This window comes from Glycomyces tritici (assembly GCF_030403505.1).
In genome coordinates this window covers 80156-104713 of sequence record NZ_JAUEMJ010000005.1, presented here as the reverse complement: position 1 = coordinate 104713, position 24558 = coordinate 80156, and the positions used below count along the sequence as shown (strand labels likewise).

General features: G+C 71.8%; 17 protein-coding genes. 9 read left to right on the top strand and 8 right to left on the bottom strand.

Annotation, left to right across the window (positions count from 1 at the left end):
• Positions 1 to 3: 3 nt before the first annotated feature.
• The 3 genes from QWI33_RS17360 to QWI33_RS17350 are packed head-to-tail and all read right to left on the bottom strand — an operon-like array spanning position 4 to position 2746.
• Positions 4 to 627, bottom strand: a complete 624-nt coding sequence (locus tag QWI33_RS17360) for a flavodoxin family protein (RefSeq protein ID WP_289958404.1) — start codon at positions 625 to 627, stop codon at positions 4 to 6.
• Positions 624 to 1220: an anthranilate synthase component II gene (locus QWI33_RS17355; RefSeq protein ID WP_289958403.1), complete on the bottom strand. Its 597-nt coding sequence runs from the start codon at positions 1218 to 1220 to the stop codon at positions 624 to 626. Before QWI33_RS17355 ends, QWI33_RS17360 begins: the two co-directional genes overlap by 4 nt.
• A complete protein-coding gene (locus QWI33_RS17350) occupies positions 1217 to 2746 on the bottom strand; it encodes an anthranilate synthase component I family protein (RefSeq protein WP_289958402.1) in 1530 nt (509 codons plus the stop codon). The genes QWI33_RS17355 and QWI33_RS17350 overlap by 4 nt, the downstream gene beginning before the upstream one ends.
• 675 nt (positions 2747 to 3421) lie before the next feature.
• On the opposite strand from QWI33_RS17350, the gene QWI33_RS17345 reads away from it, so the two are divergent.
• The 6 genes from QWI33_RS17345 to QWI33_RS17320 are packed head-to-tail and all read left to right on the top strand — an operon-like array spanning position 3422 to position 11534.
• A complete protein-coding gene (locus QWI33_RS17345) occupies positions 3422 to 4657 on the top strand; it encodes an ATP-grasp domain-containing protein (RefSeq protein WP_289958401.1) in 1236 nt (411 codons plus the stop codon).
• The gene (locus QWI33_RS17340; protein WP_289958400.1) at positions 4654 to 6363 is read left to right on the top strand and encodes a carbamoyltransferase N-terminal domain-containing protein; all 1710 of its coding nucleotides are present in this window, start codon (positions 4654 to 4656) and stop codon (positions 6361 to 6363) included. Before QWI33_RS17345 ends, QWI33_RS17340 begins: the two co-directional genes overlap by 4 nt.
• 33 nt (positions 6364 to 6396) lie before the next feature.
• A complete protein-coding gene (locus tag QWI33_RS17335) occupies positions 6397 to 8136 on the top strand; it encodes a carbamoyltransferase family protein (RefSeq protein WP_289958399.1) in 1740 nt (579 codons plus the stop codon).
• Positions 8137 to 8138: 2 nt separating this feature from the next.
• Positions 8139 to 9086 (top strand): diiron oxygenase, encoded by a 948-nt coding sequence (locus tag QWI33_RS17330; protein ID WP_289958398.1) that lies wholly within the window; start codon positions 8139 to 8141, stop codon positions 9084 to 9086.
• Positions 9087 to 9105: 19 nt separating this feature from the next.
• Positions 9106 to 10329: an ATP-grasp domain-containing protein gene (locus QWI33_RS17325; RefSeq protein WP_289958397.1), complete on the top strand. Its 1224-nt coding sequence runs from the start codon at positions 9106 to 9108 to the stop codon at positions 10327 to 10329.
• On the top strand, positions 10326 to 11534 hold the full coding sequence (locus QWI33_RS17320) for an MFS transporter (RefSeq protein ID WP_289958396.1): 1209 nt from the start codon (positions 10326 to 10328) through the stop codon (positions 11532 to 11534). The genes QWI33_RS17325 and QWI33_RS17320 overlap by 4 nt, the downstream gene beginning before the upstream one ends.
• A 91-nt stretch (positions 11535 to 11625) precedes the next feature.
• On the opposite strand, the gene QWI33_RS17315 is transcribed toward QWI33_RS17320, so the two are convergent.
• From QWI33_RS17315 to QWI33_RS17305, 3 genes are all read right to left on the bottom strand, one after another.
• The gene (locus tag QWI33_RS17315) at positions 11626 to 12951 is read right to left on the bottom strand and encodes an ABC transporter substrate-binding protein (RefSeq protein WP_289958395.1); all 1326 of its coding nucleotides are present in this window, start codon (positions 12949 to 12951) and stop codon (positions 11626 to 11628) included.
• A gap of 88 nt (positions 12952 to 13039) precedes the next feature.
• Positions 13040 to 13951 (bottom strand): carbohydrate ABC transporter permease, encoded by a 912-nt coding sequence (locus QWI33_RS17310; protein WP_289958394.1) that lies wholly within the window; start codon positions 13949 to 13951, stop codon positions 13040 to 13042.
• Positions 13951 to 14838: a carbohydrate ABC transporter permease gene (locus QWI33_RS17305; protein WP_289958393.1), complete on the bottom strand. Its 888-nt coding sequence runs from the start codon at positions 14836 to 14838 to the stop codon at positions 13951 to 13953. The genes QWI33_RS17310 and QWI33_RS17305 overlap by 1 nt, the downstream gene beginning before the upstream one ends.
• A gap of 184 nt (positions 14839 to 15022) precedes the next feature.
• On the opposite strand from QWI33_RS17305, the gene QWI33_RS17300 reads away from it, so the two are divergent.
• On the top strand, positions 15023 to 16096 hold the full coding sequence (locus QWI33_RS17300) for a LacI family DNA-binding transcriptional regulator (protein ID WP_289958392.1): 1074 nt from the start codon (positions 15023 to 15025) through the stop codon (positions 16094 to 16096).
• Here QWI33_RS17300 and QWI33_RS17295 read toward each other — a convergent pair whose 3' ends face one another.
• Positions 16097 to 18328: an RICIN domain-containing protein gene (locus QWI33_RS17295; protein ID WP_353895505.1), complete on the bottom strand. Its 2232-nt coding sequence runs from the start codon at positions 18326 to 18328 to the stop codon at positions 16097 to 16099. It lies immediately after the preceding gene.
• Between the two features lie 158 nt (positions 18329 to 18486).
• Positions 18487 to 19335: a deoxyribonuclease IV gene (locus tag QWI33_RS17290; RefSeq protein ID WP_289958390.1), complete on the bottom strand. Its 849-nt coding sequence runs from the start codon at positions 19333 to 19335 to the stop codon at positions 18487 to 18489.
• 100 nt (positions 19336 to 19435) lie between these two features.
• Here QWI33_RS17290 and QWI33_RS17285 point away from each other — a divergent pair, with 100 nt between their 5' ends.
• Together QWI33_RS17285 and QWI33_RS17280 are read left to right on the top strand one after the other, a co-directional pair.
• Positions 19436 to 19708 (top strand): glutaredoxin family protein, encoded by a 273-nt coding sequence (locus QWI33_RS17285; RefSeq protein WP_289958389.1) that lies wholly within the window; start codon positions 19436 to 19438, stop codon positions 19706 to 19708.
• A 94-nt stretch (positions 19709 to 19802) separates the two neighbouring features.
• Complete coding sequence (locus QWI33_RS17280) at positions 19803 to 24395, top strand: ATP-dependent helicase (protein WP_289958388.1); 4593 nt, start codon at positions 19803 to 19805, stop codon at positions 24393 to 24395.
• Positions 24396 to 24558 lie beyond the last annotated feature (163 nt).

Genomic DNA, 24558 nt, shown 5'->3' with positions numbered 1-24558 from the left:
CGGTCAGCTCGTCCTTCCGACGCGTCGTTCGACCTCGGCCGGGCGCGGCAGCCGCGTCCCGGACTCGGCGAGGGCGGTGCCGATGTCGATGATCCGGTCGACGGTGCGGTGCAGCGCCTCCATGCCCTCGGTGTCGGAGAGGACGCCCTGCTCGCCTCCGGAGTGGATGGTCACGGGGAAGCCGCTGCCGACGATGATGAAGCGGTTGAGCAGCAGGTTGTGCAGGAGCTGGGCGTGCACGTCGAGGTGGCCGTAGCGGCGGCCGATGACGACGGCGGCGCCGATGGTGTTGGTGAGGGGCCGCTCGAAGCGCAGGTGCCCGACCCCGGCGCGTTCGACGAAGGTCTGCATGAGCGAGGAGAGGCCGAAGCCGTGCACGGGCGCGGCGAGGAAGACGGCGTCCGCCTCGACCATGGCGGCGACGATCGCGCCCACGTCGTCGTCCACGGGGCAGGGGTCGGGGCGGGAGTTGCAGCGGCCGCAGTCGCAGCGGACGACGCGCTGCTCGGCGAGGTCGACTTCGCGGGTCTCGCAGCCGCGGGCGCGGGCGCGCTCCACGATGGCCTGGACGGCGAGCCAGGTGGAGCCGCGGGAGCGCTCGGAGCCGTTGATCGTCAGGATCTTCATGCGCGGGCCTCTGCGGGCTGCGCGCGGACGGCGGCGGCGAACCCGGCGAAGAGACCCATGCCGGATTCGGTGAGGATCGACTCGGGGTGGAACTGGACGCCTTCGATGAGGTGGCCGCGGTGCCGCACGCCCATGACGTAGCCGTCGTCGGCGGCGCGGGCGGTCACTTCGAGCTCGTCGGGGAGGGTGTCCTCGACGATGATCAGCGAGTGGTACCTGGTGGCGCTGAAGCGTTGCGGCGCATCGGTGAAGACGCCGCGGCCGTCGTGCTCGACGGTGCTGGTCTTGCCGTGCATGAGGTGGCGGGCCGGCCGCACCTGGGCGCCGAAGGCGACGCCGATGGCCTGGTGGCCGAGGCAGACGCCGAGGACGGGTTTGACGCCGGCGAGGGCGCGGACCATCTCGACGTGGCCGGAGTCCTCGGGGGTGCCGGGTCCGGGGCCGAGGAGGACGAAGTCGGCGTCGTGGGCGAGGGCCCCGGCGGGCGCGATGTCGCCGGAGCGGATCACGTCCGTGTCGATGTCGAGGACGCGCAGGTACTGGTAGATGATGTGCGCGAAGCTGTCGTACGCGTCGATGAGCAGTGCCTTCATCGGGTGTCGCCCTCCGGTGCGGAGTCGGTCGCCGCGTCGTGGCCGACGACGGCGTGGATCGATGAGCCGAGTTTCGCGAGGGTCTCGCGCCATTCGCCCTGGGGTGAGGAGTCGGCGACGACCCCGGCGGAGGCCCGGGCCGTGTAGGCGTCGCCGGTGGCGACGATGGTGCGGATGCTCAGGGCGAGGTTGGTGAACCCGCCGAAGCCGATGACGCCGAACGCGCCGGCGTACATGCCGCGGCGGCTGGTCTCGGTGGTCTCGATGATCTCCATGGCGCGCAGTTTCGGGGCGCCGGTCATGGTCCCGGCCGGGAAGGTCGCGCGGATGACGTCGTAGGCGTCGAAGCCGGCGGCGAGGTCGGCCGTGACCGTGGAGACCAGGTGCAGCACATGGGAGTAGGCCTCGACGTTCATGAGGTCGTCGACCTCGACGGAGCCTGGGTCGGCGACGCGGCCGAGGTCGTTGCGGCACAGGTCGACGAGCATGATGTGCTCGGCGATCTCCTTCTCGTCGCCGCGCAGGCGCGCGGCGCGGGCCTCGTCCTCGGCGGCGGTGGCGCCGCGGCGGGCCGTCCCGGCGATGGGGCGCATGGTGAGGTGGTCGGCCTCGATGCGGACGTGGAGTTCGGGGCTGGCGCTCAGGAGCGTGAGGTCGTCGAAGGGCACGAAGCCCATGTACGGCGAGGGGTTGTTGGCCCGCATCCGCAGGTAGACGTCGAGGTCGGAGCGTTTGCCGCGCATGCGGACCTCGTGGCCGATCTGGACCTGGTAGATGTCGCCGGCGCGGATGCGCTCCAGGGAGCGCTCGACGCGTTCGCCGTAGGCCTCGGGGGTGATGGTGAGTTCCGGTTCGACGTCGCTCAGGGGCGGTTCGGGGACCGCGCTCGCCTGCGCGATCTCGGCTGCCAGCGCGGTTTCGATGTGGCGGTGCACGTCGGCCGGGTCGGGCTCGTTCCATTCGGGGCAGTGGGCGACGTAGAGCTGGGCCTCGGCGCGGACCAGGTCGATCTCGATGACGGAGCGGTAGATCCGGAACACCGCGTCGGGGACCCGGTCGTCGGCCTCGATCAGGCGCGGCAGGGTCTCGATGTAGGTCACGGCGTCGTAGCTGAGCAGGGCGACGAACCCGAAGCCGAAGCCCTGGTCGTCGAGGCCGTGGACGTCGAGGCCGCGTTCGAGGTGGCGCAGGGCCTCCCACAGGGCGGTGCGCTCGTGGAGGCGGAAGAACCGCTCGTCCTCGGGCCGCGCGCCGCCGAATCCGGCCATGCGCCGCAGCGCCCAGTCGAGCCAGGGCTCCCGGCCGTCGAACTCGAGGACCCCGTCGCGGACGACGACGTCGAGCAGCGGGGTCGCGCCGATCATGGCGCGGGTCTTGTCGGCGGCGGGGCCGGCGAGCGATTCGAAGAGGAAGACGTTCCGCTCGCCTTCGGCCGCGCGCAGTCGAATGAACGACGTGAAGGGGTCTTCGGCCTTGGAGGTGAAGCGCCGCAATTCGATCTTGGGTCGGTCAGCAGCTGCGCTCATCAATGGGGCCCTTTCGCCGGCTGGGGGATCGGGTCAGATTAGCATCGGCCGCCCAATACCGTTGCGCAACGCTCCCACACCATTGGGCCGACTGGGATGAACTGCATCCATTGAGGCCCCTGGTGCGAAAGTCTTCGAACATGCGGCGACTCCCCACGGTGACGATTGCGGTGCTCAGCGGCGGCGAAATCCACGGTGATCCGGCGTTTGTGACTGTGGTCATAGATCCGGCGTTCGGGACACTCCGCACGCATCGCACGGTGGGTTCCGCCGACGGTGCGACACCTCTGGTCACAATGGAACCATCACGCCTCAGTGTTGCCAGCTCATGCACTCCCACCACTGTGGAAGCGCATTCCAGGACGTGCTTGACACGGGCCCCCGCGTCTCATACGATCGTCACCGGCCCGACACGTCGTGTCACCGCCTGGAACCCGATACCCCTATAGCCGACCCGCTCGCATGCGGGGCCGGACCCCTTCCCCGCGTTCTTCTCGCCATCACAGTAGGGAGACGACTGTGCCTGGAAAAAAGGTGCTCTTCGTCTATTCGCGCGGCGGCGCGCCACTCGAGTACGCCTTTCCGAAAATTGCGTCCAAGGCCGAATTGCACGTACTCGCACTCAAGCCGCCGCCGACTCATACCGAACCACTGTGGAGTCCGCATTGCGCTTCGGTGACCCCCCGCTGGGAGATCGAGCGCACTGGTGACGACCTGGTCGGCCTCATCGTCGACGAGGCCCGGCGGATCGGCGCGGACGCGGTCCTGACGCTCTCGGAGTACGCGGTCATCGCCGTCGCCGAAGCGGCCGAGCGCCTCGGTCTGCGCGGCGCCGGCCCCAATGCCGTCAACTCCCGCGACAAGCGCCGGATGCGGCAGGTGTGGGAGGACGCCGGAGTCCCGGTGCCGCGGTTCCGGCCCGTAGACTCCGCCGCGGACCTCCGCGACGCCTTCCGCGAACTCGACGCCCCGATGCTGCTCAAGCACGCCTGGGGCGCCGGGGCCATCGGCCAGATCGTGCTCGAGACCGAGGCGGACGTCGAACCCGCTTGGGCGCAGGCGAACGAGGCCATGATCCGGGCGCGCGAGCGCGGCTACACCGAGATGCAGGTCGCCGGGGCCGACGCGGACTTCCTCGTGGAGGAGGTCATCCAGTCCGGCACCGAGTCCTGGTGGGACCCCGAAAGCGGCTACGGCGACTACCTGAGCGTCGAGGGCGTGGTCGCCGGCGGGGTCTACCACCCGGTCTGCATCACCTCGCGCATTCCCACGATCCCGCCGTTCACCGAGCTGAGCAACCTCGCGCCGTGCGCGCTTCCCGAAGCGGCCCAACGGGAGATCGAACGCGTCGCCCGCGCCGCGGTGGACGCCCTCGAACTCGACTACTGCGGGACCCACACCGAGCTCAAGCTCTGCCCCGACGGACGGTTGTCGGTCCTGGAGTCGGCCGCGCGGCTCGGCGGCGTCATGGTCGCGGCCGAGATCGAGCACTGCTTCGGCGTCGACATCGTCGGGATGCTCACCGACGCGCTCCTGGGCGAGCCGATCGACCCGCCCGCGCGGATGCTCCTCGACACCGACGCCACGGGCGCGGCCGGATCGCTGTCGCTCATCGCCACCGACTCGGCGGGGCGGCCGTGGACCGACCACTCCGTCTGGGACGAATCCCTCGTGGACTGGACGGGCGTCGTCGACCCGGCCACGACGGTCACCGCCGTCCCCGGCCTCTGCATCCCGGCCGGGACCCCCATGCCCGCCTACGACCTCAGCACCGGCGCACTCGGCTACGGCGGCATCTTCATGCTCCGGGCCGCCTCGGCCGACACCCTCGTCGCGGACGCCTACCACGTCCTCGACAACCTGGAATCCCTGCTCGCCAAGGGCCACGAATCGAGAAGGGCTGACGCATGATCGTCTGCGGCCTCAAACTCACGCACGACGGCGCCGTCGCGCTCATCGACGGCGACCGGCTGGTCTTCAGCGTCGAGATGGAGAAGCTCGGCAACGGCGCCCGGCACGGCCAGGTGGCCGACCTCGCCGTCGTCACCGAGCTCCTCGCCGACTTCGGCTACCGGCCCGACCAGGTCGACCGGTGGGTCGTCGACGGCTGGGACGGCGCCAAGTACGGGCAGGTGAGCCTCGAGTCGGACGGCGAGCCCGTCCTGCTCCAGCTCGCCCCCTACCGCGAGACCGAGGCCGTGCCGAACCTGTTCGAGCCCGGATTCGACGGGACCCTGCCGATCGCGGGCAGGGCGCGGCCCTACACGAGCCATGTCCACGTCGCCGGCCACGTGGCGAGCGCCTACGGCCTCAGCCCCTTCGGGCAGCGGCGCGAGAGCGCGCTGGTCCTGGTGTGGGACGGCGGCAGCTTCCCGCGGCTCTACCACGTCGACCCGGACGGGACGGTCGAGAACGGCGGCGCGCTGTTCCCGCTCACCGGGCACACGTACGCCGTCGCCGCGCACCACTTCGGACCGTTCCACTGGGACGAGCGCCCCGCCTCGGTCAACGAGGACCTCTCGGTGGCCGGCAAGCTCATGGCGTACATCGCGCTCGGATCGCCCAAAGAGGACGTCATCGCCGTGCTGCGGGAGAAGTACGAGGAGAACTTCCTCGGCGCCGAGCCCCTGGCGGTCGGCTACCGCCATGCGGTGGGCGGCTTCGGCTCCACCTCCGAACCGGTGCTCGACTACCTGCACCACTACTTCCGCGAGGTCAAGCGGATCGTGCGCGGCGCCGGCCTCAGCGCCGCCTCCGACGCGGACGTGCTCGCCAGCGTCCACGTGTTCCTCGAACGGCTCCTCTCCGAGGGGCTGCGGGCCAAGGTGCGCGAGTGGCGGGGCGAGGGCCCCTGGAACCTCTGCTTCGTCGGCGGCTGCGCCCTGAACATCAAGTGGAACTCCCGGCTCCGCGCGCTCGATGAGTTCACGGACGTGTGGGTGCCGCCGTTCCCCAACGACTCCGGATCGGCGATCGGCGCGGCGGCCCTGGGCCGTGCGAACCCGGCCGCACCGGTCGACTGGCATGTGAAGCTCGGCCCCGCGCTCAAGCCCACCCCCGAAGTCCCCGCAGGCTGGAGCACCGCCGCGGTGGACGAGGAGGAGCTGGGCCGGATCCTCCACCGCACCGGCGAGCCGTGCGTGGTCCTCGACGGCCGCGCCGAACTCGGGCCGCGCGCGCTCGGCAGCCGGTCGATCATCGCCCCGGCCACCTCGCCGAAGATGAAGGACCGCCTCAACGAGGTCAAGGACCGCGAACCGTACCGGCCCGTGGCGCCGATCTGCCTGGAAGAGGCCGCCCCCGGCGTCTTCACCCCCGGCAGCCCGGACCCGTACATGCTCTTCGACCACGAGGTCCGCCCCGAGTGGCGGGCCCGCATCCCCGCGATCGTCCACCTCGACGGGACGGCCCGGCTCCAGACCGTCGGACGCGGCGACGGCGCCGTGCGGCGCCTCCTCGAGTCCTACTTCGCGGTCAGCGGCATCCCCGTGCTGTGCAACACCAGCGCGAACCTCAAGGGCAGCGGGTTCTTCCCCGACGTCGCCTCCGCCCTCGCCTGGGGCCGCGTCGACCTCGTCTGGAGCGAAGGCACCCTCTACCGCCGCAACAGCGGCTGACCCACACCCCAGCACCGGAAGGAGCGCGCACCGATGACCTACATCCTCGGCGTCAACCTCAGCCACGACCGCTCGGCCGCCATCGTCAAGGACGGCGAGGTCCTCGCCGCGATCGAGGAGGAGCGGCTCGACCGCATCAAGCACTCCGAAGGGTTCCTGATCCAGGGCCACTTCGAGCGCCTCACGAAACTCATCCCGATCAAGTCCATCGCCTACTGCCTCGACGCCGCCGGGATCGGCATCGACGAGGTCGACCTCATCGTCGGCAACCGGCCGCTCGGCGACCGCACGGTCCCGCGCATCCTGCGCGACCTGCCGCTCAAGGACAAGAGCAAGGTGCGGGCCTTCCCGTTCCCCTCGCACCACCTGGCGCACGCCGCCACCGCGTTCTACACCTCGCCGTTCGAGCGGGCGGCCGTGCTCATCGTCGACCAGGCCGGCAGCCGCTCAGGCGAAGGCATGGTCGAGAAGCACACCCTGTTCACCGGCAGCGGCGTCGAACTCACCCGCGTGGCCGAGACGGCGTACCCGGTCGACTACAGCGACATGAGCATCGGGCTGTTCTACGACTTCTTCACCGCCAAGCTCGGGTTCACCACCCGGTACGGGACGCCCGACTTCGGAGTCTTCGAGTGCGGCGGCTACCCCGAGGCCGGCAAGACGATGGGCCTGGCGCCCTACGGCGAGCCCCGGCCCGACTGGGGCCGGTGGCTCACCTTCGACGGCTTCGACATCACCGTCTCCCAGGCGGGTCTCGAGCAGATCTGGAAGGACATCGTCGCCTCAGACGGCGCCGAGTTCGAGTCGCTCACCGAGCGGCGCTGGGACTGCCGGTTCGCCAAGGACGTGGCGCGCAAGGTCCAGGACGAGCTCGAGGAGGCCATGCTGCACCTCGCCGGGGAGGCGCACCGCCGCACCGGCGAGACCAGGCTCTGCCTCGGCGGCGGCGTCATGCTCAACTCGGTCGCCAACCACCGCGTCCTCGCCGAGGGCCCCTTCAAGGAGGTGTTCATCCCGGCCCCGGCCGGCGACTCCGGCGTCGCCATCGGCGCGGCCCTGTACGGCTGGCACCAGATCCTCGAAGGCGGGACCGAGCGGCGCGGGCAGATGACCACCGCCGCCTACGGGCAGCGCTATTCGCAGGAGCGCGTCCTCGAAGCGCTGCAGGCGTACGAAGGCACGCTGGAGTGGCGGCAGGCCCCGATCAGCGAGGTGGCCGACCTGCTGGCCGAGCACCGCATCGTGGCGTGGGTGAACGGCGGCTCCGAGATGGGCCCGCGCGCGCTCGGGCACCGGTCGATCCTCGCCGACCCGCGGCACCCGCGCGTGCGCGACTACCTGAACGACACCGTGAAGCACCGGGAGCCGTTCCGGCCCTACGCGCCCTCGGTGCTCGCCGAGGCCGTCGAGGACTGGTTCGACTTCCGCGGTTCGAGCCCGTTCATGCTGCTGGTCCCCTCGGTCCGCGAGGACCGCCGCGACGGGCTGCCCGCGATCACCCATGTGGACGGCACCGCCCGCGTCCAGACCGTCGACGCCGCAGTGGACCCCGAGTACCACGAGCTGATCGCGCACTTCGCCGAGCGCACCGGTGTGCCGATCGTCCTCAACACCTCGTTCAACGACAACGGCGAGCCGATCGTCGAGACCCCCGAGGACGCGCTGCGGACCTTCGCCCGCACCGAGATCGACCACCTCTACATCGAGGGGTACCTGGTGGGCAAGCCCGGGCGCGAGCTGCCCGCCGACCACCCCGCGCGGACCCGGGAGTAGCCGTGTTCACAGGCGACGCCCCGATGCCGCGGATCGAGGCCTTCCGCAACTGGTACGAACGCGCCGGCGTCCGGGCCGAGCACCGCAAGATGATCGACGCCGAGGACGACATCCACAAGGCGTTCTTCCCCGAGCACCTGGTGCCGCACCTGGACCACCCGCTCCTCGATCAGGACGACCCCGTGCTGCGCCGGTACCTGACGGCGCAGCACGCGTACCAGTGGCTGCGGTTCACGATGCATTTCGAGGTCGCGGTGGTCGTGCGCGCCTCGCAGAAGATCGCGGACGGCTCCAGCGGACTGCACCTGCACGAGACGACCCGCATGGACGCGTACAAGATCGTCGTCGACGAGGGGTACCACTCGCTGTACAGCCTCGACGTCCAGCACCAGCTCGTGAACCGCTCCGGGATCCCGGCGCTGGACTACGACTTCGGGCCGTTCATCGCCGGGCTCGACGCCGTGGGCGAGGAGTTCCCGCAGCACCGCAAGCTCGTGGAACTGCTCCAGGTCGTGGTGTTCGAGACGCTCGTGACCTCGATCCTCTCCGACATCCCGCCGGACGAGAGCGTCGTGACCATCATGCGCGAGACCGTGCGCGAGCACGCGATCGACGAAGGCCGCCACCACGCCTTCTTCAGCGCTTTCTTCAAGCACCTGTGGAGCCGGCTCGAACCGCCGCTGCGGCAGCGGGTCGCGCACTACCTGCCGCCGCTCGTCCTCCGGTCGCTGCGCCCGGCCACCGACCCCGCGCGGGACGCGCTCTTGTCCACCGGGCTCAGCGAGACGCAGGTGAAGGACGTCATCGCCGACTCCTTCTCGAGCGAGCGGGTGCTGGCCGGCATCCGGCACTCGGCGGCGAAGACCCTGCGGCTGTTCGAGGAAGTGGGCGTCCTCGACCAGCCCGGCGCTCGGGACGCGTTCACCGAGCAAGGCCTGATCCTGCCCTGACCAGAATGGAGCGACGCCGATGGACCTGCTGCTGATCATGGGGACCGGGCACGAGCTGTTCCGCGAGTACCTCCTGGCCTCCGCCGCCGCGGACGGGCCCCCCTTGTGGGCGCTCGACCCCGCCGAGCCGACCTGGCAGGCGAAGTACCTCGCCGGGCACACCGTCTGCGACGTGTTCGACCCCGAAGCGGCCCGCGACGCCGTGCGGCGGGTCGCCGCCGAGCACAACGTCCTCGGCGTGTTCTGCTGGCACGAGGCCGCCGTCCAGGCCGCCTCCGAAGCCGCCGCCGAACTCGGCCTGCCCGGCCCCGACCCCGAAGCGGTGCGGGCCGTCCGCGACAAGTCCGCCACCCGCCGGGCCCTCACCGAAGCGGGGCTGCCGCAACCGGCCTTCCACGTCCTCGCCCCGGGTGAAGGCGGGGCTCAGGCGGCCGCCGCGATCGGATTCCCTCTGGTGGTCAAGCCCATCGCACTCGGCGCGAGCCAAGGCGTGATCAAAGTGGACCGGGCCGAGGACCTGGCCGCGGCCGTCGCGGCGGCGAGGCGGACCCGGCAGGCGGGCATGCGCAACGACGGGACGCTGCTCCTGGAGCAGTACCTCACCGGGCCCGAGATCAGCGTGGACGCCGCCGTCATCGACGGCGAGTACCTGCCGTACGCGCTGGCGCGCAAGCAGATCGGACCCGAACCGTACTTCGAGGAGATGGGGCACACCGTCGACCCGCACGACCCGCTGCTGGCCGACGCGGCACTCACCGGCATGCTCGCCGCCGCCCACGAAGCGGTCGGCTGGCGCCACGGCAGCACCCACACCGAGGTCAAACTGACCCCCTCAGGCCCCGTCCTGGTGGAGATCAACGGCCGGCTCGGCGGCGACCTCATCCCCTATCTCGGCATGCTGGCCAACGGGATCGACTCCGGCGTCGCGGGCACCCGGCTCGCCCTCGGCGCACGGCCCGACCTCACCCACCGCCAGGACCGCCACGCCGCCATCCGGTTCCTCGTGCCGCCCTGCAGCGCGGTCGTCGATAAGATCGCGCTCCCGCCCGCGCGCGCCGGCGAACTCGAGACGGTCCAGGTCGCGGCCCCCGGGGACGAGCTCCTCATGCCGCCGGACGGGTACATCGCCCGCTACGGCTGCCTGATCGCCATGGGCGGCAGTGCGAACGAGTGCCAGGAGATCCTCGACCGCGCCGAAGCCGAGACGATCTTCGAGTGCACGCCGCTGCGGGGAGCCGCATGAGCGGGACCCGCGCCCCCGAGGAGGCCGACGACGGCGTCTGGTCCACCCTGCGGGACCTGCCGCCGTCGGTCATCACCCTCCTCGTCGGCATCGCGCTGAGTCGCACCGGCACCTTCATCGCGGTCTTCCTCACGCTCTACCTCACCGATCTCGGCCACTCCCCCGCCGGCGCGGGGCTCGCGCTCACGGTGTTCGGCGTCGGCTCGATAGTCGGGAGCTTCGCCTCGGGCACGGTCACGGCCTGGTGGGGCGCCCGGCAGGTCATCGTCGGGTCGATGCTCCTCTCCGGACTGGCGGTGCTCGGGGTCGCGTTCGCCGACGACTACCGGCTGCTCGTCGCGCTCGCGTTCGCGGCGGGCCTGTTCGGGCAGATGTACCGGCCCGCGGCCGCGGCGATGATGGCCGCGCTGACGCCGCCGCAGCGGCTCGTGATGGTCTCGGCCGCGGCGCGGCTGGGGCTGAACGTCGGCGCGGCGGCCGGGCCGATGCTCGGGGTGTGGCTGCTGACGCATTCGTTCGCGCTGATGTTCGTGGTGAACGCGTTGACGCACATCGCGTTCGGGCTCATCGCGCTGCTCCTGCTCCCGAACGCGCGCGACGGTGAGGAGTCGCCCGACGAAGCGCGGGCGGTGAGCTACCGGGACGTCTTCAAGGACTCGAAGTACGTGCTGGTGATCGTCGCGATGTTCCTGACCGGGTTCATCGAGTCGCAGTACCAGGCGGTGCTGCCGCTGCAGATCCTGAGCGAGGGCCATCCGGCGTGGCTGTACGGGACGATCGTGACCTTGAACGGCGCCATCGTGATCCTGTTCGAGCTGCCGGTGACCCGGTACGCGCAGCGGCTGCCGATGCGGACGACGATCGCGTTCGGCAGCCTCTTCATCGGCGCGGGCCTGGCGCTGTTCGGGGTTCCGGCGGGGATCTGGGTGTGCTTCGCGGGGGTCCTGGTGTGGACGTTCGGCGAGATCATCTCCGCGCCCTCGGTGGTGGCGTACCCGGCGCTCGCGGCCCCCACGGACCGGCACCGCAGCCGCTACATCGGGGCGATCACCACGGCCCAGATCGGCGGCTACGCGCTGGGGCCGGCCGTGGGCACCTACCTGTTCCAGATCGAGCAGTCGTTCGTGTGGATCATGTGCGCCGCAGTGGGTCTCGTGGCGTTCCTCGCGATGTGGAGGGGCGTGCGCGAGCCCGAGGCGGCCTGAAGCCTCACTGGTGCGGCTGGAAGGCTGCGCGGTCGCGGCCGAGACGGATCGCCGCGGCCGCGCAGCGGTCGTACAGGTGCCCGTGCGAGGGTCAGTCCACCTGGAAGCCCTGGGTCTCGCCGTACTCCTGCAGCGACTCCTGCCAGGCCTCGAGCCCGGCGTTGAGGTCGCCCTGCTCGGTGTAGGCGGCGCCGACGGTGTCGGGGAAGACGCTGTTGGCGTAGACCTGGAACGGCAGGTACTGGAAGCCGGTGGCGACGTTCTCGGAGGCGGCGACGCAGACCTCGTTGATCCGCTGGCCGCCGAAGTAGTCGGGGGCGGTGCCGGTGAACTCGGGTGAGGCGAGTTCGGCGGTGGTGGAGGGGAAGCCGCCGTTCTCGAGGAACACGGCGATGCTCTCCGGGGAGCTGTTGAGCCAGCGCAGGAAGGCCGCGGCGAGGGCCGGGTTCGCGGACTGCTTGAGCACGGACTGGGCGCTGCCGCCGTTCTCGGCCGTGACGGGGGTGCCGTCGTAGCTGGGGACGGGGGCGACGCGCCAGTTCCCGGCGCCTTCGGGGACCGAGCCTTCGAGGATGCCGGGCATCCAGGAGCCGCTGATGAGGCTGGCGACGGTGCCGTTGGAGAGTGCCTTCCACCAGTCGTCGCTCCAGGTGGGGATGGGGGCGAGGAGTCCGGGCTGGAGCATCCGGTTCCACAGGTCGGCCCAGCGGCGGGTGCCCTCGTCCTGGAGGTCGATGCCGATGTTCGTGCCGTCGACGGTGTAGGGGCGGCCGCCGGCCTGCCAGATGAGGGGCTGGGCGAAGCCGGGGTCGCCGGCGTCGTTGGTGAGGAAGCGGTTCGGGTCGGCGGCGTGGAGGGTTTCGGCGGCGGCGACGTACTCGTCCCAGGTGGCGGGGACGGTGAGGCCGAACTGGTCGAAGACGGCCTGGTTGTAGAGCAGGACCATGGGTCCGGAGTCCTGGGGCAGGCCGTAGACGCCGCCGAGGTTGACGGCGGCCCAGGTCGAGGCGGTGTACTGGGGTTCGAGGTCGGCGAGGCCGTACTGGGCGAGGTCCACGAGGGCGTCGGAGAGCACGAACTGCTGCAGCGCGTAGTACTCGATCTGGGCGACGTCGGGTGCGCCGGAGCCGGCGGCGACGGCGTTCTGGAGGGCGGTGTACTCGTCGGTGGCGGTGCCGGCGTTGACGACTTCGACCTCGACGTTCGGGTACTGGGCGGTGAAGGCGGCGGCCTGGGCTTCGCCGGAGGGCGTCCAGGTCCAGTAGGTGAGCTTGCCGCCCGCTTCGAGGGCGGCGTCGAGGTCTTCGGGCTTCCCGGCGGCGGCCGGTGCGGCGTCGTCGCCGCAGGCGGCGAGGGCGCCGGTGGCGAGTGCGGCGGGGACGGTGCCGATGACGGTGCGGCGCTTGATGTGCGACATGGTGAGGGTTCCTTCACTTCGTGGTGCGGGGGTGCGGAGACTCCCGGGACGGGGCTGGGCTGGATTGGGCGGGGCCGGAGGGGTCCGGTCAGCCCTTGACGCTTCCGGCGCTGAGGCCGGACTGCCAGAAGCGCTGCAGGAGGATGAAGACCGCGACGATCGGGACGATCGTGAGGAGCGATCCGGTCAGGACGAGGTTGAAGATCGGTTCGGCGGCGACGCCGGAGGCCTGCTCGCTCCACTGGTTGAGCCCCACGGTGAGCGGGTACCAGTTCGGGTCGCTGAGCATGATGAGCGGCAGGAAGTAGTTGTTCCAGGTGGCGACGACCGCGAAGAGCGCGACGGTGACGATGCCGGGGGCGAGGAGCTTCGCCGAGATGGTGAAGAAGATGCGCATCTCGCCGGCGCCGTCGATGCGCGCGGCCTCCAGGAGCTCCTTCGGGACCGATTCGAGGGTGTAGACCCAGATCAGGTAGAGCCCGAAGGGGCTGATCAGCGAGGGGACGATGATCGCCCAGGGGGTGTTGGTGAGTCCGAGCTCGCTGAACAGGAGGAACGTGGGGACGGCGAGGGCGGTGCCGGGCACGGCGATCGCGCCGAGGATGACGGCGAAGTAGGCCTTGCGGCCGGGGAAGGCGTACTTGGCGAGGCCGTACCCGGCGAGGGTGGCGAGGAGCGTCGCACCGCCGGCGCCGGCGACGACGTACAGCAGGGTGTTGCCGAGCCAGCGCAGGAAGATGCCGTCGTCGTAGGTGAAGGTGCGCATGATGTTGTCCCACAGGGCGAAGGAGTCGCCGAAGGCGAGTCCGAAGCCGCTGAAGAGGTCGGCCTGGGTCTTCGAGGCGTTGATGAAGAGCCAGGCGAGCGGCACGAGGGCGTAGGCCAGGAACAGTCCCATGAGGAGGGTGAGGACGAGGGACTTGCGCGGTGAGGCGACCGAGTGGCGCGGCCGGCGGGCCCGGTGGTGGATCGTGCGGTGGTGTCGGGTGGCGAGGGACATCAGCGGTCCTCCCTGCGGGTGCCGCGCAACTGGACCGCGTAGGCGATCGCGGCGGTGATGACGCCCATGACGATCGCGATCGTGGCGGAGTAGTTGTACTGCTGGCCCGCGAAGCTGAGGTTGTAGGCGTACATGTTGGGCGTGAAGTAGGAGTTGACGACGTTGTTGGCCAAGGGCTTGAGGACGTTCGGCTCGTTGAAGAGCTGGAAGCTGCCGATGATCGAGAAGATCGTGGCGATGACGACGGCGCCGCGCACGGCGGGCAGCTTGATCGCCTTGAGGACCTGGACGCCGCGGGCGCCGTCGATCTCGGCGGCCTCGTACAGCTCGAACGGGACCGTCTTCAGGGCGGAGTAGAAGATGAGCATGTTGTAGCCGACGTACTCCCAGGTGACGATGTTGCCGAGGGAGGCGAGCATCCAGGAGGAGGAGAACGGCCGCAGGTCGGTGCCGAGGAGCTCGTTGAGGTCGGCGGTGAGGCCGAAGTGGTCGCCGTAGATGAAGCCCCACATGAGGACCGCGACGACGGCCGGAACCGCGTAGGGCAGGAAGATCACCAGCCGGAAGAGGCCGGTGGCGTAGAGCCGGGCGCCGTCGATCGCGAGGGCCGCGATGAGCGCGAGGGCGAGCATGACCGGCACCTGGACGACCAGGAACAGCAGGACGCGCAGGAAGCCGTCCCAGAACTGGGGGTCGGTCAGCGCGGTGGCGTAGTTCTCCAGGCCCACGAACGCGTTGCCGCCCACGAGCCGGTTCTGGAAGAGGCTCAGCCACAGTGCGTACGCGAGCGGGGCGATGAACACGAATACGAAGACCGCGGCGAACGGTCCGGTGAACTGCCAGCCGCGCCAGTCGCGGCGGCGTCGTCGGAGGGTGTGAGGGGGCATCGCGTTGTCGCTCCGTTGCTGTTTCGGGTGAGGCAGGTGTGTACGCTAACGCAGAATGTTTTCGAAAACAAGACGTGTTTACCAAGATGTTTTCGATAAACTCGATCGTCCGGGCCAGACTGGGCGGCACCGCGCCCGGCGCGGCACAATCAGGTGCACGGGCACCGGACTTCGGAGGTAGTGGATGGCAGTGGACGCGGTCGGCGAGACGACGCCCTCCCCGGGGACCCCCGGCGAGGCGTCCGCGGAGGCGGCCTCGAAACCCGCCACGATCTACGACGTGGCCCGCGCCGCCGGCGTCTCGCACCAGACGGTGAGCCGCTTCCTCAAGGGCTACCAGGGCATCCGGCCGCAGACGCGGGAGAAGGTGGCCAAGGCGCTGGACGAGCTGCGCTACCGCCCGAACCTGACCGCCCGCTCGCTCAAGAGCGGGCGCCCCCACCGCCTCGCCGCCCTCACCCATGAGATCGAGCAGGTCGGCCCCAGCCGGATCATCCAGGGCGCCAGCGCCGCGGCCCGGCAGGCGGGGTACCTCCTCGACATCATCACCTTCGACATGACCGACGCGGACGCGGTCGACGAGGCCGTCCGCCTCGCCGCGAGCCAGGACGTGGCCGGCATCCTCGCGCTGGCCTCCACCGACGCGATGACCGAGGTCTTCGAGCGCACCGACTTCCGGGTCCCGGCGCACATCGCCGCCGAGGAGGACGACGAGGTCACCGGGCACCGCACCGAGTTGAGCGACATCGGGTTCCCGTCATTGATCGCCTACCTGGCCGGGCTCGGCCATGAGCGGTTCCTCCACATCGCCGGGCCGTCCGCGTACTCCGCCGCGCGCAACCGCGCCCGCGCGTACGAGCGCGCGCTCGGCGACCGGGGCCTGGCGTCGGCGGGGACGATCCACGGGGACTGGTCGGCCAAGTCCGGGTACGACGCGGTGATGAGCCGCGGGGCCGGCCTGGGCGCGACGGCGATCGTGGCCGCGAACGACCAGACGGCGCTGGGTGCCATGCTCGCCCTGCGCGAGCTGGGCCTGCGCATCCCCGAGGACGTCAGTGTCACCGGCGTGGACGACATCCCCGAGGCGGCGTACTTCGCCCCGCCGCTGACGACCCTGCGCGTGGACTTCGCCGCGCAGGGCCGTTCAGCGGTGCAGGAGCTGCTCAGCCGGATCGATCAGGCGCCGCCGCCGCGGGTGCCGTCGCTGCAGACCGAACTCGTGATCCGGGCCTCGACGACGTGGGCGCCGGGGCGCTGATCAGGCTGCGGCCCAGGTGAACTGCTGGTTCTGACCGCCGTTGCAGGCGTACTGCTGCAGGCGGGCGCCGTCGGCGGTCGAACTGCTCGGCACGTCCAGGCACTTGCCGCTGTGGCGGGCGACGAGCCGGATGTTGCCGCCTCCGGCGTCGACGACCTCCCACTGCTGGTTGCGGCCGCCGTTGCAGGTCCACTGGACGACTCTGGCGGCGTCGGCGGTCGAGGCGGCGTTCACGTCGAGGCACTTGCCCGAGTGGACCGCCGTGACCTGGTGGTAGCCGTTGCCGAGGCTCTGGAACCGCCAGGACTGGTTCGCTCCGCCGTTGCAGGCGTACTGGGCGGCCTCGGCGCCGTTCACAGTGGAGGCGCCGAACACGTCGGCGCACTTGCCTGAATGGCGCGCCGCGAGGGTCACCGCACCGGCGGTGCCGGCGGTGAGGCGCCACTCCTGCGATCCGTTGCCCGTCAAGGGCTGCAAGGTGGCCGCGGCGCCCTCGGCCCCGCCGGTCAGGTAGAGGCTCGGGTTCGCTGTGGACTGGAACCGGTGGTAGCCGTCGCTGGTGGCGACGAGGTTCCAGGTGCCCGTGGCGGTGTCGTCGACCCACTGGCCGATCCGCTGGCCGGCCGTGGCGCTGCCGGTCCAGATGCCGGCGGCGCGGCCGCCCGACTTGTTCAGCAGGGTCACCGAGTCGCCCCCCTTGGTCGCGAGGTGCCAGTACTGGGTGTCGGGCTCCGGGGTCGCGCCGGCGTCCTCGAGGACCACGTCCGGGACGTCCCCGTTGCCGAGGTTCGCGTCCGTGGTGTTGCCGCCGGTGCCCAGGACCTGGCCGGTCTGGCGGTTCACCAGCTGGTGGTACGCGCCGTCCGAGCCGCCGAGGTCCACTTCGCCGAAGCGGATGACCGCGGCGCTGGTCGGGCCGCCCCACGTGCCCTGCAGGATCACGACGCGGCCGGTGCCCTCCACGTACTGGAGGGTCCGGCTGTACCCGGCGCCGATGTCGGTCTGGTGCTCGGTCCAGGTGCCGGTGCTCGAGCCGGTCTCGTTCACCCAGACGCTGCCGCTGCCCGAGGCGTTGTAGACGATGCGGCCGTCCGGGAGTCCGATGAGGACCGGGCTGCCGCCGGTCGCGAGGGCGCGTGAGCCGCTCGCGACCGGGAGGCCGCCGATCGCCGCGCCCGCCTCGCCGCCCACGGTCCTGAAGTCGAGCGGGCTGCTCGCGACCTTGTAGCGGACGTTCGCGCCGCCGCCCCAGTACTCGTAGGTGATGAGCCACTTGCCGTCCGAGGTGGGCGCGACGGTGGTCATGCCCGGACGGCCGCCGCCGATCACGGTCTTGCCGCCGCCCATGCCCTGCGTGAGGCCTTGCACGTCGACCACGGGGCTGGACCAGGCGGCGCTGGTGCCGTTCCAGGTCTTGTGCACCAGGATCTGCCCGTGCGAGTCGGGCGCGGTGGCGTTGGCCGGGTCGAGGATCGGGACGCCGGCGGCGGTGACGCCGATGTAGTCGTTCTCGTCGGAGTAGTACGCCACCAGCTGTCCGTTGTAGACCATCAGGAACGGCTCCCAGACGGGGTCGACCTGACGGTAGGTGTTGGCGGCGGCGACGTTGACGCCCGTGGCCCCGGCGCTGCCGCCCTGCCAGCCGCCGGTGGCGATGATGTTGACGACCCGCCAGGTCGCGCCCTCGTCATTGCTGGCGTACAGGGCGAGGGCCATGTCGGAGCGGTCGCCGTCGTTGGTGGGCACCCAGTTCGGGTCGGCCGCTTTGCGTTCGAGGTAGTAGTGGTCGTCGCCGGTGACGACGCTGGCGAGCAGCAGCGTTCCGGCGGCGAGGTCGCCGACCCGCTGCGGGAGGGTGTAGAGGTACGGGCTGCCCCAGTGGCTGATGTACCGGTCGTACGCCGGGTCGGCGGAGAGGTAGGCGGGGGCGGGCACCTCGGTGAGGTGGCTCCAGCCGGTGCCGAGGTCGTCGCTCTTGTAGACGGGCAGGGTCTCGCCGTCCGCGCTGCCGGAGGGGGCGACGACGGCGTTCTCGAAGGCCGCGACGAGGCGGCCGCTCGGCAGTTGGGCGGACTTGGGGTAGACCGCGCAGTTCCCCAGGCCCTTCAGGCAGTCCCGGTCGCCGAGGTCGTAGAGGACCCCGCCCGTCGGGTTGTAGGCCTGGGCCGGGGCCGACGGTGCGAGCACCAGCGCCGCCGCCGCGCAGAGCGCGGCCAGCGCCCTCCACCACATGGATCTCTTCGGCTTCATCGCCACTCCTCAAGGGGCATGCTGCGGTGGGGCGGGTTCTGCGCCGGTGCCCGCACCCGTGTTCGTGGCTCAACCTAACAGAAATGTTGTCGAAAACATAGACCGTCGTCGACACGTTCTCGACCGGTGCGGTCGTCGTGTCAGGACGTGCCGGAGGCGGCCTCTCGGACGAGGCGCTTGGCATGGGCCACGTCGCGGGCCTGGGTCGCGGTCTCCACGATCAGCGGGATGCCCGCCAGCGCCGGGCTCGCCGCCACCGCCCGGAGCCCGTCGTCGCCGAGCAGGCCCTCGCCCAGCGCCTCGTGCCGGTCGCGGCGCGAGTCCCGCGGGTCCTTGCTGTCGTTGAAGTGCACCAGGCCGACCCGGCCCGGACCGGCGGCCGCGCTCAGCGCCGCAAGGGACGCCTCGAAGGCGTCCCGGTCCGCCAAGTCCTCCCCGGCGGCGTGCATATGGCAGGTGTCCAGGCACAGGCCGACTTCGGCGATGCCCACGGCCTGCAGGTACTCCCCCGCGCTCACCAATGTGGACGCCATCGAGTTGGCGCCCCCGGCGGTGGGCTCGACGAGGAGCCTGACCGAGGACGGGGCGTCGTCGAGGACGGCGCGGAACGCGGGCGCGAGGCGCTTCAGTGCGGCGGGCCGGTCGCCGTCGATCGACGACCCGGCGTGGACGACGACCCCGGCGGCGCCGATCCGCTCGGCGGAGGCCATCGCGACGCGCAGGTTCTCGACCGAGCGCTGCACGGTCTCGGCCACTGGCGAGGCGAGGTTCAGCAGGTAGGCGGCGTGGACGTAGACGGGCCAGCCGCGCGCGGCGCACTGCTCGCGGAAGTCGTCGGCCACCGCCCGGTCGAGGCGGGGCGGTGCCCAACCTCGCGGTGAGCCGATGAACACCTGCAGCGCTTCGACCTCGAACTCGATCGCGTTGGCGATGCCGCGCCGGACCAGGCCGCCCGCGACGGGCACGTGCGCGCCCACCGGGTGGCCCACTGCACTCTTGACCGCCCCCACCTGGCGCCTCCCGTTCACTCGCTACCGCCTGCGCTCGCAAAGGTCTACGGTAACGGAGGCCGAAAGAAGGGGTACCGACATGGCGAACGCCGAAGGCAGCACTGCGATCCGCGTGTACGGCGCCGAGTGGTGCGGGGACTGCCGCCGCACGAAGCGCCAGTTCAGCGAACTCGCCGTCGACGTCGACTACGTCGACCTGGAGGCCGACCCGGCCGCCGCCGGCGAGGCGCAGCGCATCTCGGGCCGGACGAACATCCCGGTCGTGGTCTACCCGGACGGGACGCACCAGGTCGAGCCGAGCAACGCCGAGGTCGAGGCGAAACTCCGCGAACTCGCGATCCTCGACGCGTAACGGATCCGCCGCCCGGGCGTGAGAACGCCCGGGCGGCGGGACGGATCGCCGAACCGGCCCGGCCGTGTCGGCGGTCCAGGGCACGATTGTCGGTATGGCCTCACCTCGCACGTCCGCGCTCGACCGGTTCTCGCCCGCGACCGCCGCATGGTTCACGGGCGCGTTCGAGGCGCCGACGCCCGCGCAGGAGAGCGCCTGGCGGGCGCTCGCCGAGGAGAAGGACGTCCTGGTCGTAGCCCCCACCGGCTCGGGCAAGACCCTCGCGGCGTTCCTCTCCTCGCTCGACGCCCTCGCCTCCGCGCCGCCGCCCGAGGACCCGAAGCTGCGCTGCCGGGTCCTCTACATCTCGCCGCTCAAGGCCCTCGGGGTCGACGTCGAACGCAACCTCGCCGTCCCGCTCGAAGGCATCCGCGCCGAAGCGGCCCGGCTCGGGCTCCCCGAACCCGAGATCCGCGTCGGCGTGCGGTCGGGCGACACGCCGCCCGCCGAGCGGCGCTCGCTCGCGGTCCGGCCGCCGGACATCCTCATCACGACCCCCGAGTCGCTGTTCCTGATGCTCACCTCGAAGGCGCGGGAGGCGCTGGCCGGCATCGACACGGTCATCCTCGACGAGGTGCACGCCGTCGCGGGCACGAAGCGCGGCGCGCACCTGGCGCTCTCGCTCGAGCGCCTCGACGAGCTGCTGGCCCGGCCCGCCCGCCGGATCGGCCTCTCCGCGACCGTGCGGCCGGTCGAGGAGGTGGCCCGGTTCGTGTCCCCGCAGCGGCGCACCGCGATCGTGCAGCCCCCTTCGGCGAAGGTGTTCGACCTCTCGGTGGTCGTCCCGGTCGAGGACATGGGCGACCTGGCGGAGGCGCCGACCGCGACGAGCTCCCCGTCCGGGTCCGCCCGTGCGGCCCGGTCGATCTGGCCGCACGTGGAGGAGCGCATCACCGATCTGGTCGAGCAGCACCGGTCGACGATCGTGTTCACGAACGCCCGCCGCGTGGCCGAGCGGCTCTCGGGCCGGCTCAACGAGATCGAGTACGAGCGGCGCACCGGCGAGCGCCTGCCGGAGGACCACGGCCCGGCCGAGCTGATGGGCGGCGCCTCCGCGACCCCGGGCGCACCGCCGATCCTGGCCCGCACCCACCACGGCTCGATCTCGAAGGAGCAGCGCAAGCTGGTCGAGGAGGACCTCAAGGCCGGCCGGCTGCGCGCCGTCGTGGCCACCTCCAGTCTCGAGCTCGGCATCGACATGGGCGCGGTCGACCTCGTCGTCCAGGTCGAGGCCCCGCCGTCGGTCGCGTCCGGGCTGCAGCGCGTCGGCCGCGCCGGGCACCAGGTCGGGGCGGTCTCGCGCGGCGTGTTCTTCCCCAAGACCCGCGGCGACCTCGTGCAGTCCGCGGTGGTCGTCGAGCGCATGCGGGAGGGGGCGATCGAGGCGCTCAAGATCCCCGCGAACCCGCTCGACGTGCTCGCCCAGCAGATCGTGGCGATGTGCGCGATGGACGACTGGGCCGCCGCGGACCTGCTCGCGGTGGTGCGCCGCGCCGCCCCGTTCGCCTCGCTCCCCCAGTCCGCCTTCGACGCCACATTGGACATGCTGGCGGGCCGGTACCCCTCGGACGCGTTCGCGGAGCTGCGCCCGCGCCTGGTCTGGGACCGCGCGACCGGGAACCTCACCGCCCGCCCAGGGGCGCAGCGCCTCGCCGTCACCTCCGGCGGCACCATCCCCGACCGGGGGCTCTTCGGCGTCTTCCTGGCGGGCACCGACCCCAAGCGCGGCGGCGGCCGGGTCGGCGAACTCGACGAGGAGATGGTCTACGAGTCGCGGGTCGGCGACGTGTTCTCGCTCGGCACCTCCTCCTGGCGCATCGAGGAGGTCACCCGCGACCGCGTCGTCGTCTCGCCCGCGCCCGGCGTGCCCGGCCGCCTCCCGTTCTGGATCGGCGACACCCTCGGCAGGCCCCTCGAACTCGGCCGCGCCCTCGGCGCGTTCACCCGCGAGATCGCCGCACTCCCGAAGGACCGCGCCCGCAAGCGGCTCAACGCGGCGGGCCTGGACGACTTCGCCGCCCGCAACGCCCTCGCCTACCTCGCAGAGCAGGCCGAGGCCACCCGCCACGTGCCCGACGACCGCACGATCGTCGTCGAGCGGTTCCGCGACGAGCTCGGCGACTGGCGCATCGTCGTCCACTCCCCCTTCGGCGCCCAGGTCCACGCCCCCTGGGCGCTCGCCCTCGGCGCGAGACTGCGCGGACGGCACGGCGTCGACCCGCAGCTCATGCACCACGACGACGGGATCGTCCTGCGCCTGCCCGACACCGAGGACTTCGGCTTCGACCCCGCCGACCTCGTCTTCGACAAGGGCGAGATCACCGGCATCGTCACCGAGGCCGCCGGCGGCTCCGCCCTGTTCGCCTCCCGCTTCCGCGAGGCCGCCGCCCGCGCCCTGCTCCTGCCTCACCGCCAGCCCGGCAAGCGGCAGCCGCTGTGGCAGCAGCGACTGCGCTCCTCGCAGCTGCTCGAGGTCGCCGCGCAATACCCGTCGTTCCCGATCATCCTCGAAGCGGTCCGCGAAGTCCTCCAGGACGTGTACGACGTGCCCGGCCTCGCCGAGCTGATGGGCGACATCGAGGCCCGCCGCGTGCGCCTCATCGAGGTCGCGACCCCCGAGGCCTCCCCGTACGCCCGCTCGCTCCTCTTCGGATACGCCGCGCAGTTCATGTACCAGGGCGACACCCCGCTGGCCGAGCGCCGCGCCGCCGCACTCTCCCTGGACTCCCGGCTGCTCGGCGAACTGCTGGGCCAGGCCGAGCTGCGCGAACTGCTCGACCCTGACGCATTGGCGCAGTTGGAGTCCGAGCTGCAGTGGCTGACCGGGGACCGCCGCGCGAGGGACGCCGAGAGCGTCGCCGACCTGCTGCGCCTCCTCGGCCCGCTCCAGGAAGCCGAACTAGCCGAACGCGGCGCCCCACCCGAATGGGCCGCGGAACTGGAGGCGGCCGGCCGGGCCTTCAAGGTGCGCATCGCCGGCCGGGACCACTGGGCCGCCATCGAAGACGCGGGCCGCCTGCGCGACGCCCTCGGCTCCGCACTGCCCGCCGACGTCCCGGCCGCCTTCCTCGAACCCGTCGCCGACCCGCTCGGCGACCTCCTCGCCCGCTACGCCCGCACCCACGGCCCCTTCACCTCCGGCGACGCCGCCGCCCGCTTCGGCCTCGGCGTCGCCGTCACCGACGGCGCCCTCCAGCGCCTCACCGCCGACGGCCGCCTCACCGGAGGCGAGTTCCGGCCCGGCGGCGAGGGCCGCGAATGGTGCGACGCCGGCGTGCTGCGGCGCCTTCGCCGCCGCTCCCTTGCGGCCCTTCGCAAAGAACTCGAACCCGTGGCACCGGCCGCACTCGCCGGCTTCCTGCCCGAATGGCAGCACCTCGGCGGCGACCTCCGCGGCGTGGACGGCCTCGCCCGCGCCGTCGAACAGCTCCAAGGCGTCCCGGTCCCCGCCTCCGCACTGGAGAAACTGGTCCTGCCCTCACGCGTCGGCGACTACACCCCGGTGCTCCTCGACGAACTCACCGCGTCCGGCGAGGTCCTATGGGCCGGAGCGGGCAGCCTCTCGGGCAAGGACGGCTGGATCGCGCTCTACCCGGCCGAGACCGCGCCGCTGCTCCTCCCGGAGGCGGCACCGTTCGAAGCCGGGCCGCTCCACAACGCACTCCTCGACGCCCTCGCGGGCGGCTTCGGACTGTTCTTCCGCCAGCTCGCCGAGCAGGTCCGCGCCGCCCACCCCGAGGCCTCCGAATCCCAACTCGCCGAAGCACTCTGGGACCTCGTCTGGGCCGGACGCCTCACCAACGACACGCTCGCGCCACTGCGCGCCTACCTCGGATCGGGCAGCTCCCCCGGCGCCACCGCCCACCGCGCCAAGCGCTCGGCCCCGCGCGGGCGCTACTCCCCCGGCGTCGGCTCGGGCTGGCGCGAGCTGCGCGCCGGGACCGGCATCGCCGTCATGCCCACAGTGGCCGGACGCTGGTCGCTGCTGCCCGCACCCGCGAGCGACGCCACGGTCCGCGCCCACGCGCTGGCCACGACGCTCCTGGACCGGCACGGAGTGGTCACCCGCGGCGCGGTCGCGGCCGAGGACATCGAGGGCGGCTTCGCGAAGGTCTACCGGGTGCTCTCGGTCTTCGAGGAGTCGGGGAAGGCCCGACGCGGCTACGTGGTCGAAGGCCTCGGCGCAGCGCAGTTCGCCGCGGACGGCGCCGTCGACCGCTTGCGCGCCATGGCGACCCGCCGCGAGCGCTCGGCAGGGTTCGACGCGGTGGTCCTGGCCGCGGCCGATCCCGCCAGCGCGTACGGTGCGGCCCTGCCATGGCCCGAACCGCCCGCGGGCGCGGCCCACAAGCCCGGCCGCAAGGCGGGCTCGCTCGTCGTCCTGGTCGACGGCGCGCTCGTGCTCTACCTCGAGCGCGGCGGCAAGACGCTGCTCGCCTGGCCCGCAGAGGCATCGGCCGAGGGGGACCACGACGCCCGCCTGCGGGCCGCCGTCGAGGCCTTGGCGGAAGCGGCGCGCGGGGGCGCCACCGGTCCGCTGTCGATCGAACGCGTCAACGACGACCCGGCGCTGTCGGCGCCGCTCGGACCGCTGCTGGAGGCGGCGGGCTTCCGGCCCACGCACAAGGCGTTCCGTCTGCGGCCCTGATCCTCGGTCGGATCTTGGTTCCGGCGCGGCCCCGCCTCGGGCTCGCACCCCGCCTCGCTGTACCGACCGTGGGGCAGGGCTCCTCAGGTCCGCGGCGCCGCCACCTACGAGCGCGGGGCCGATCGGCGGGCAGGGCCGCACCCGGCTCGCAACGGGCGGACCG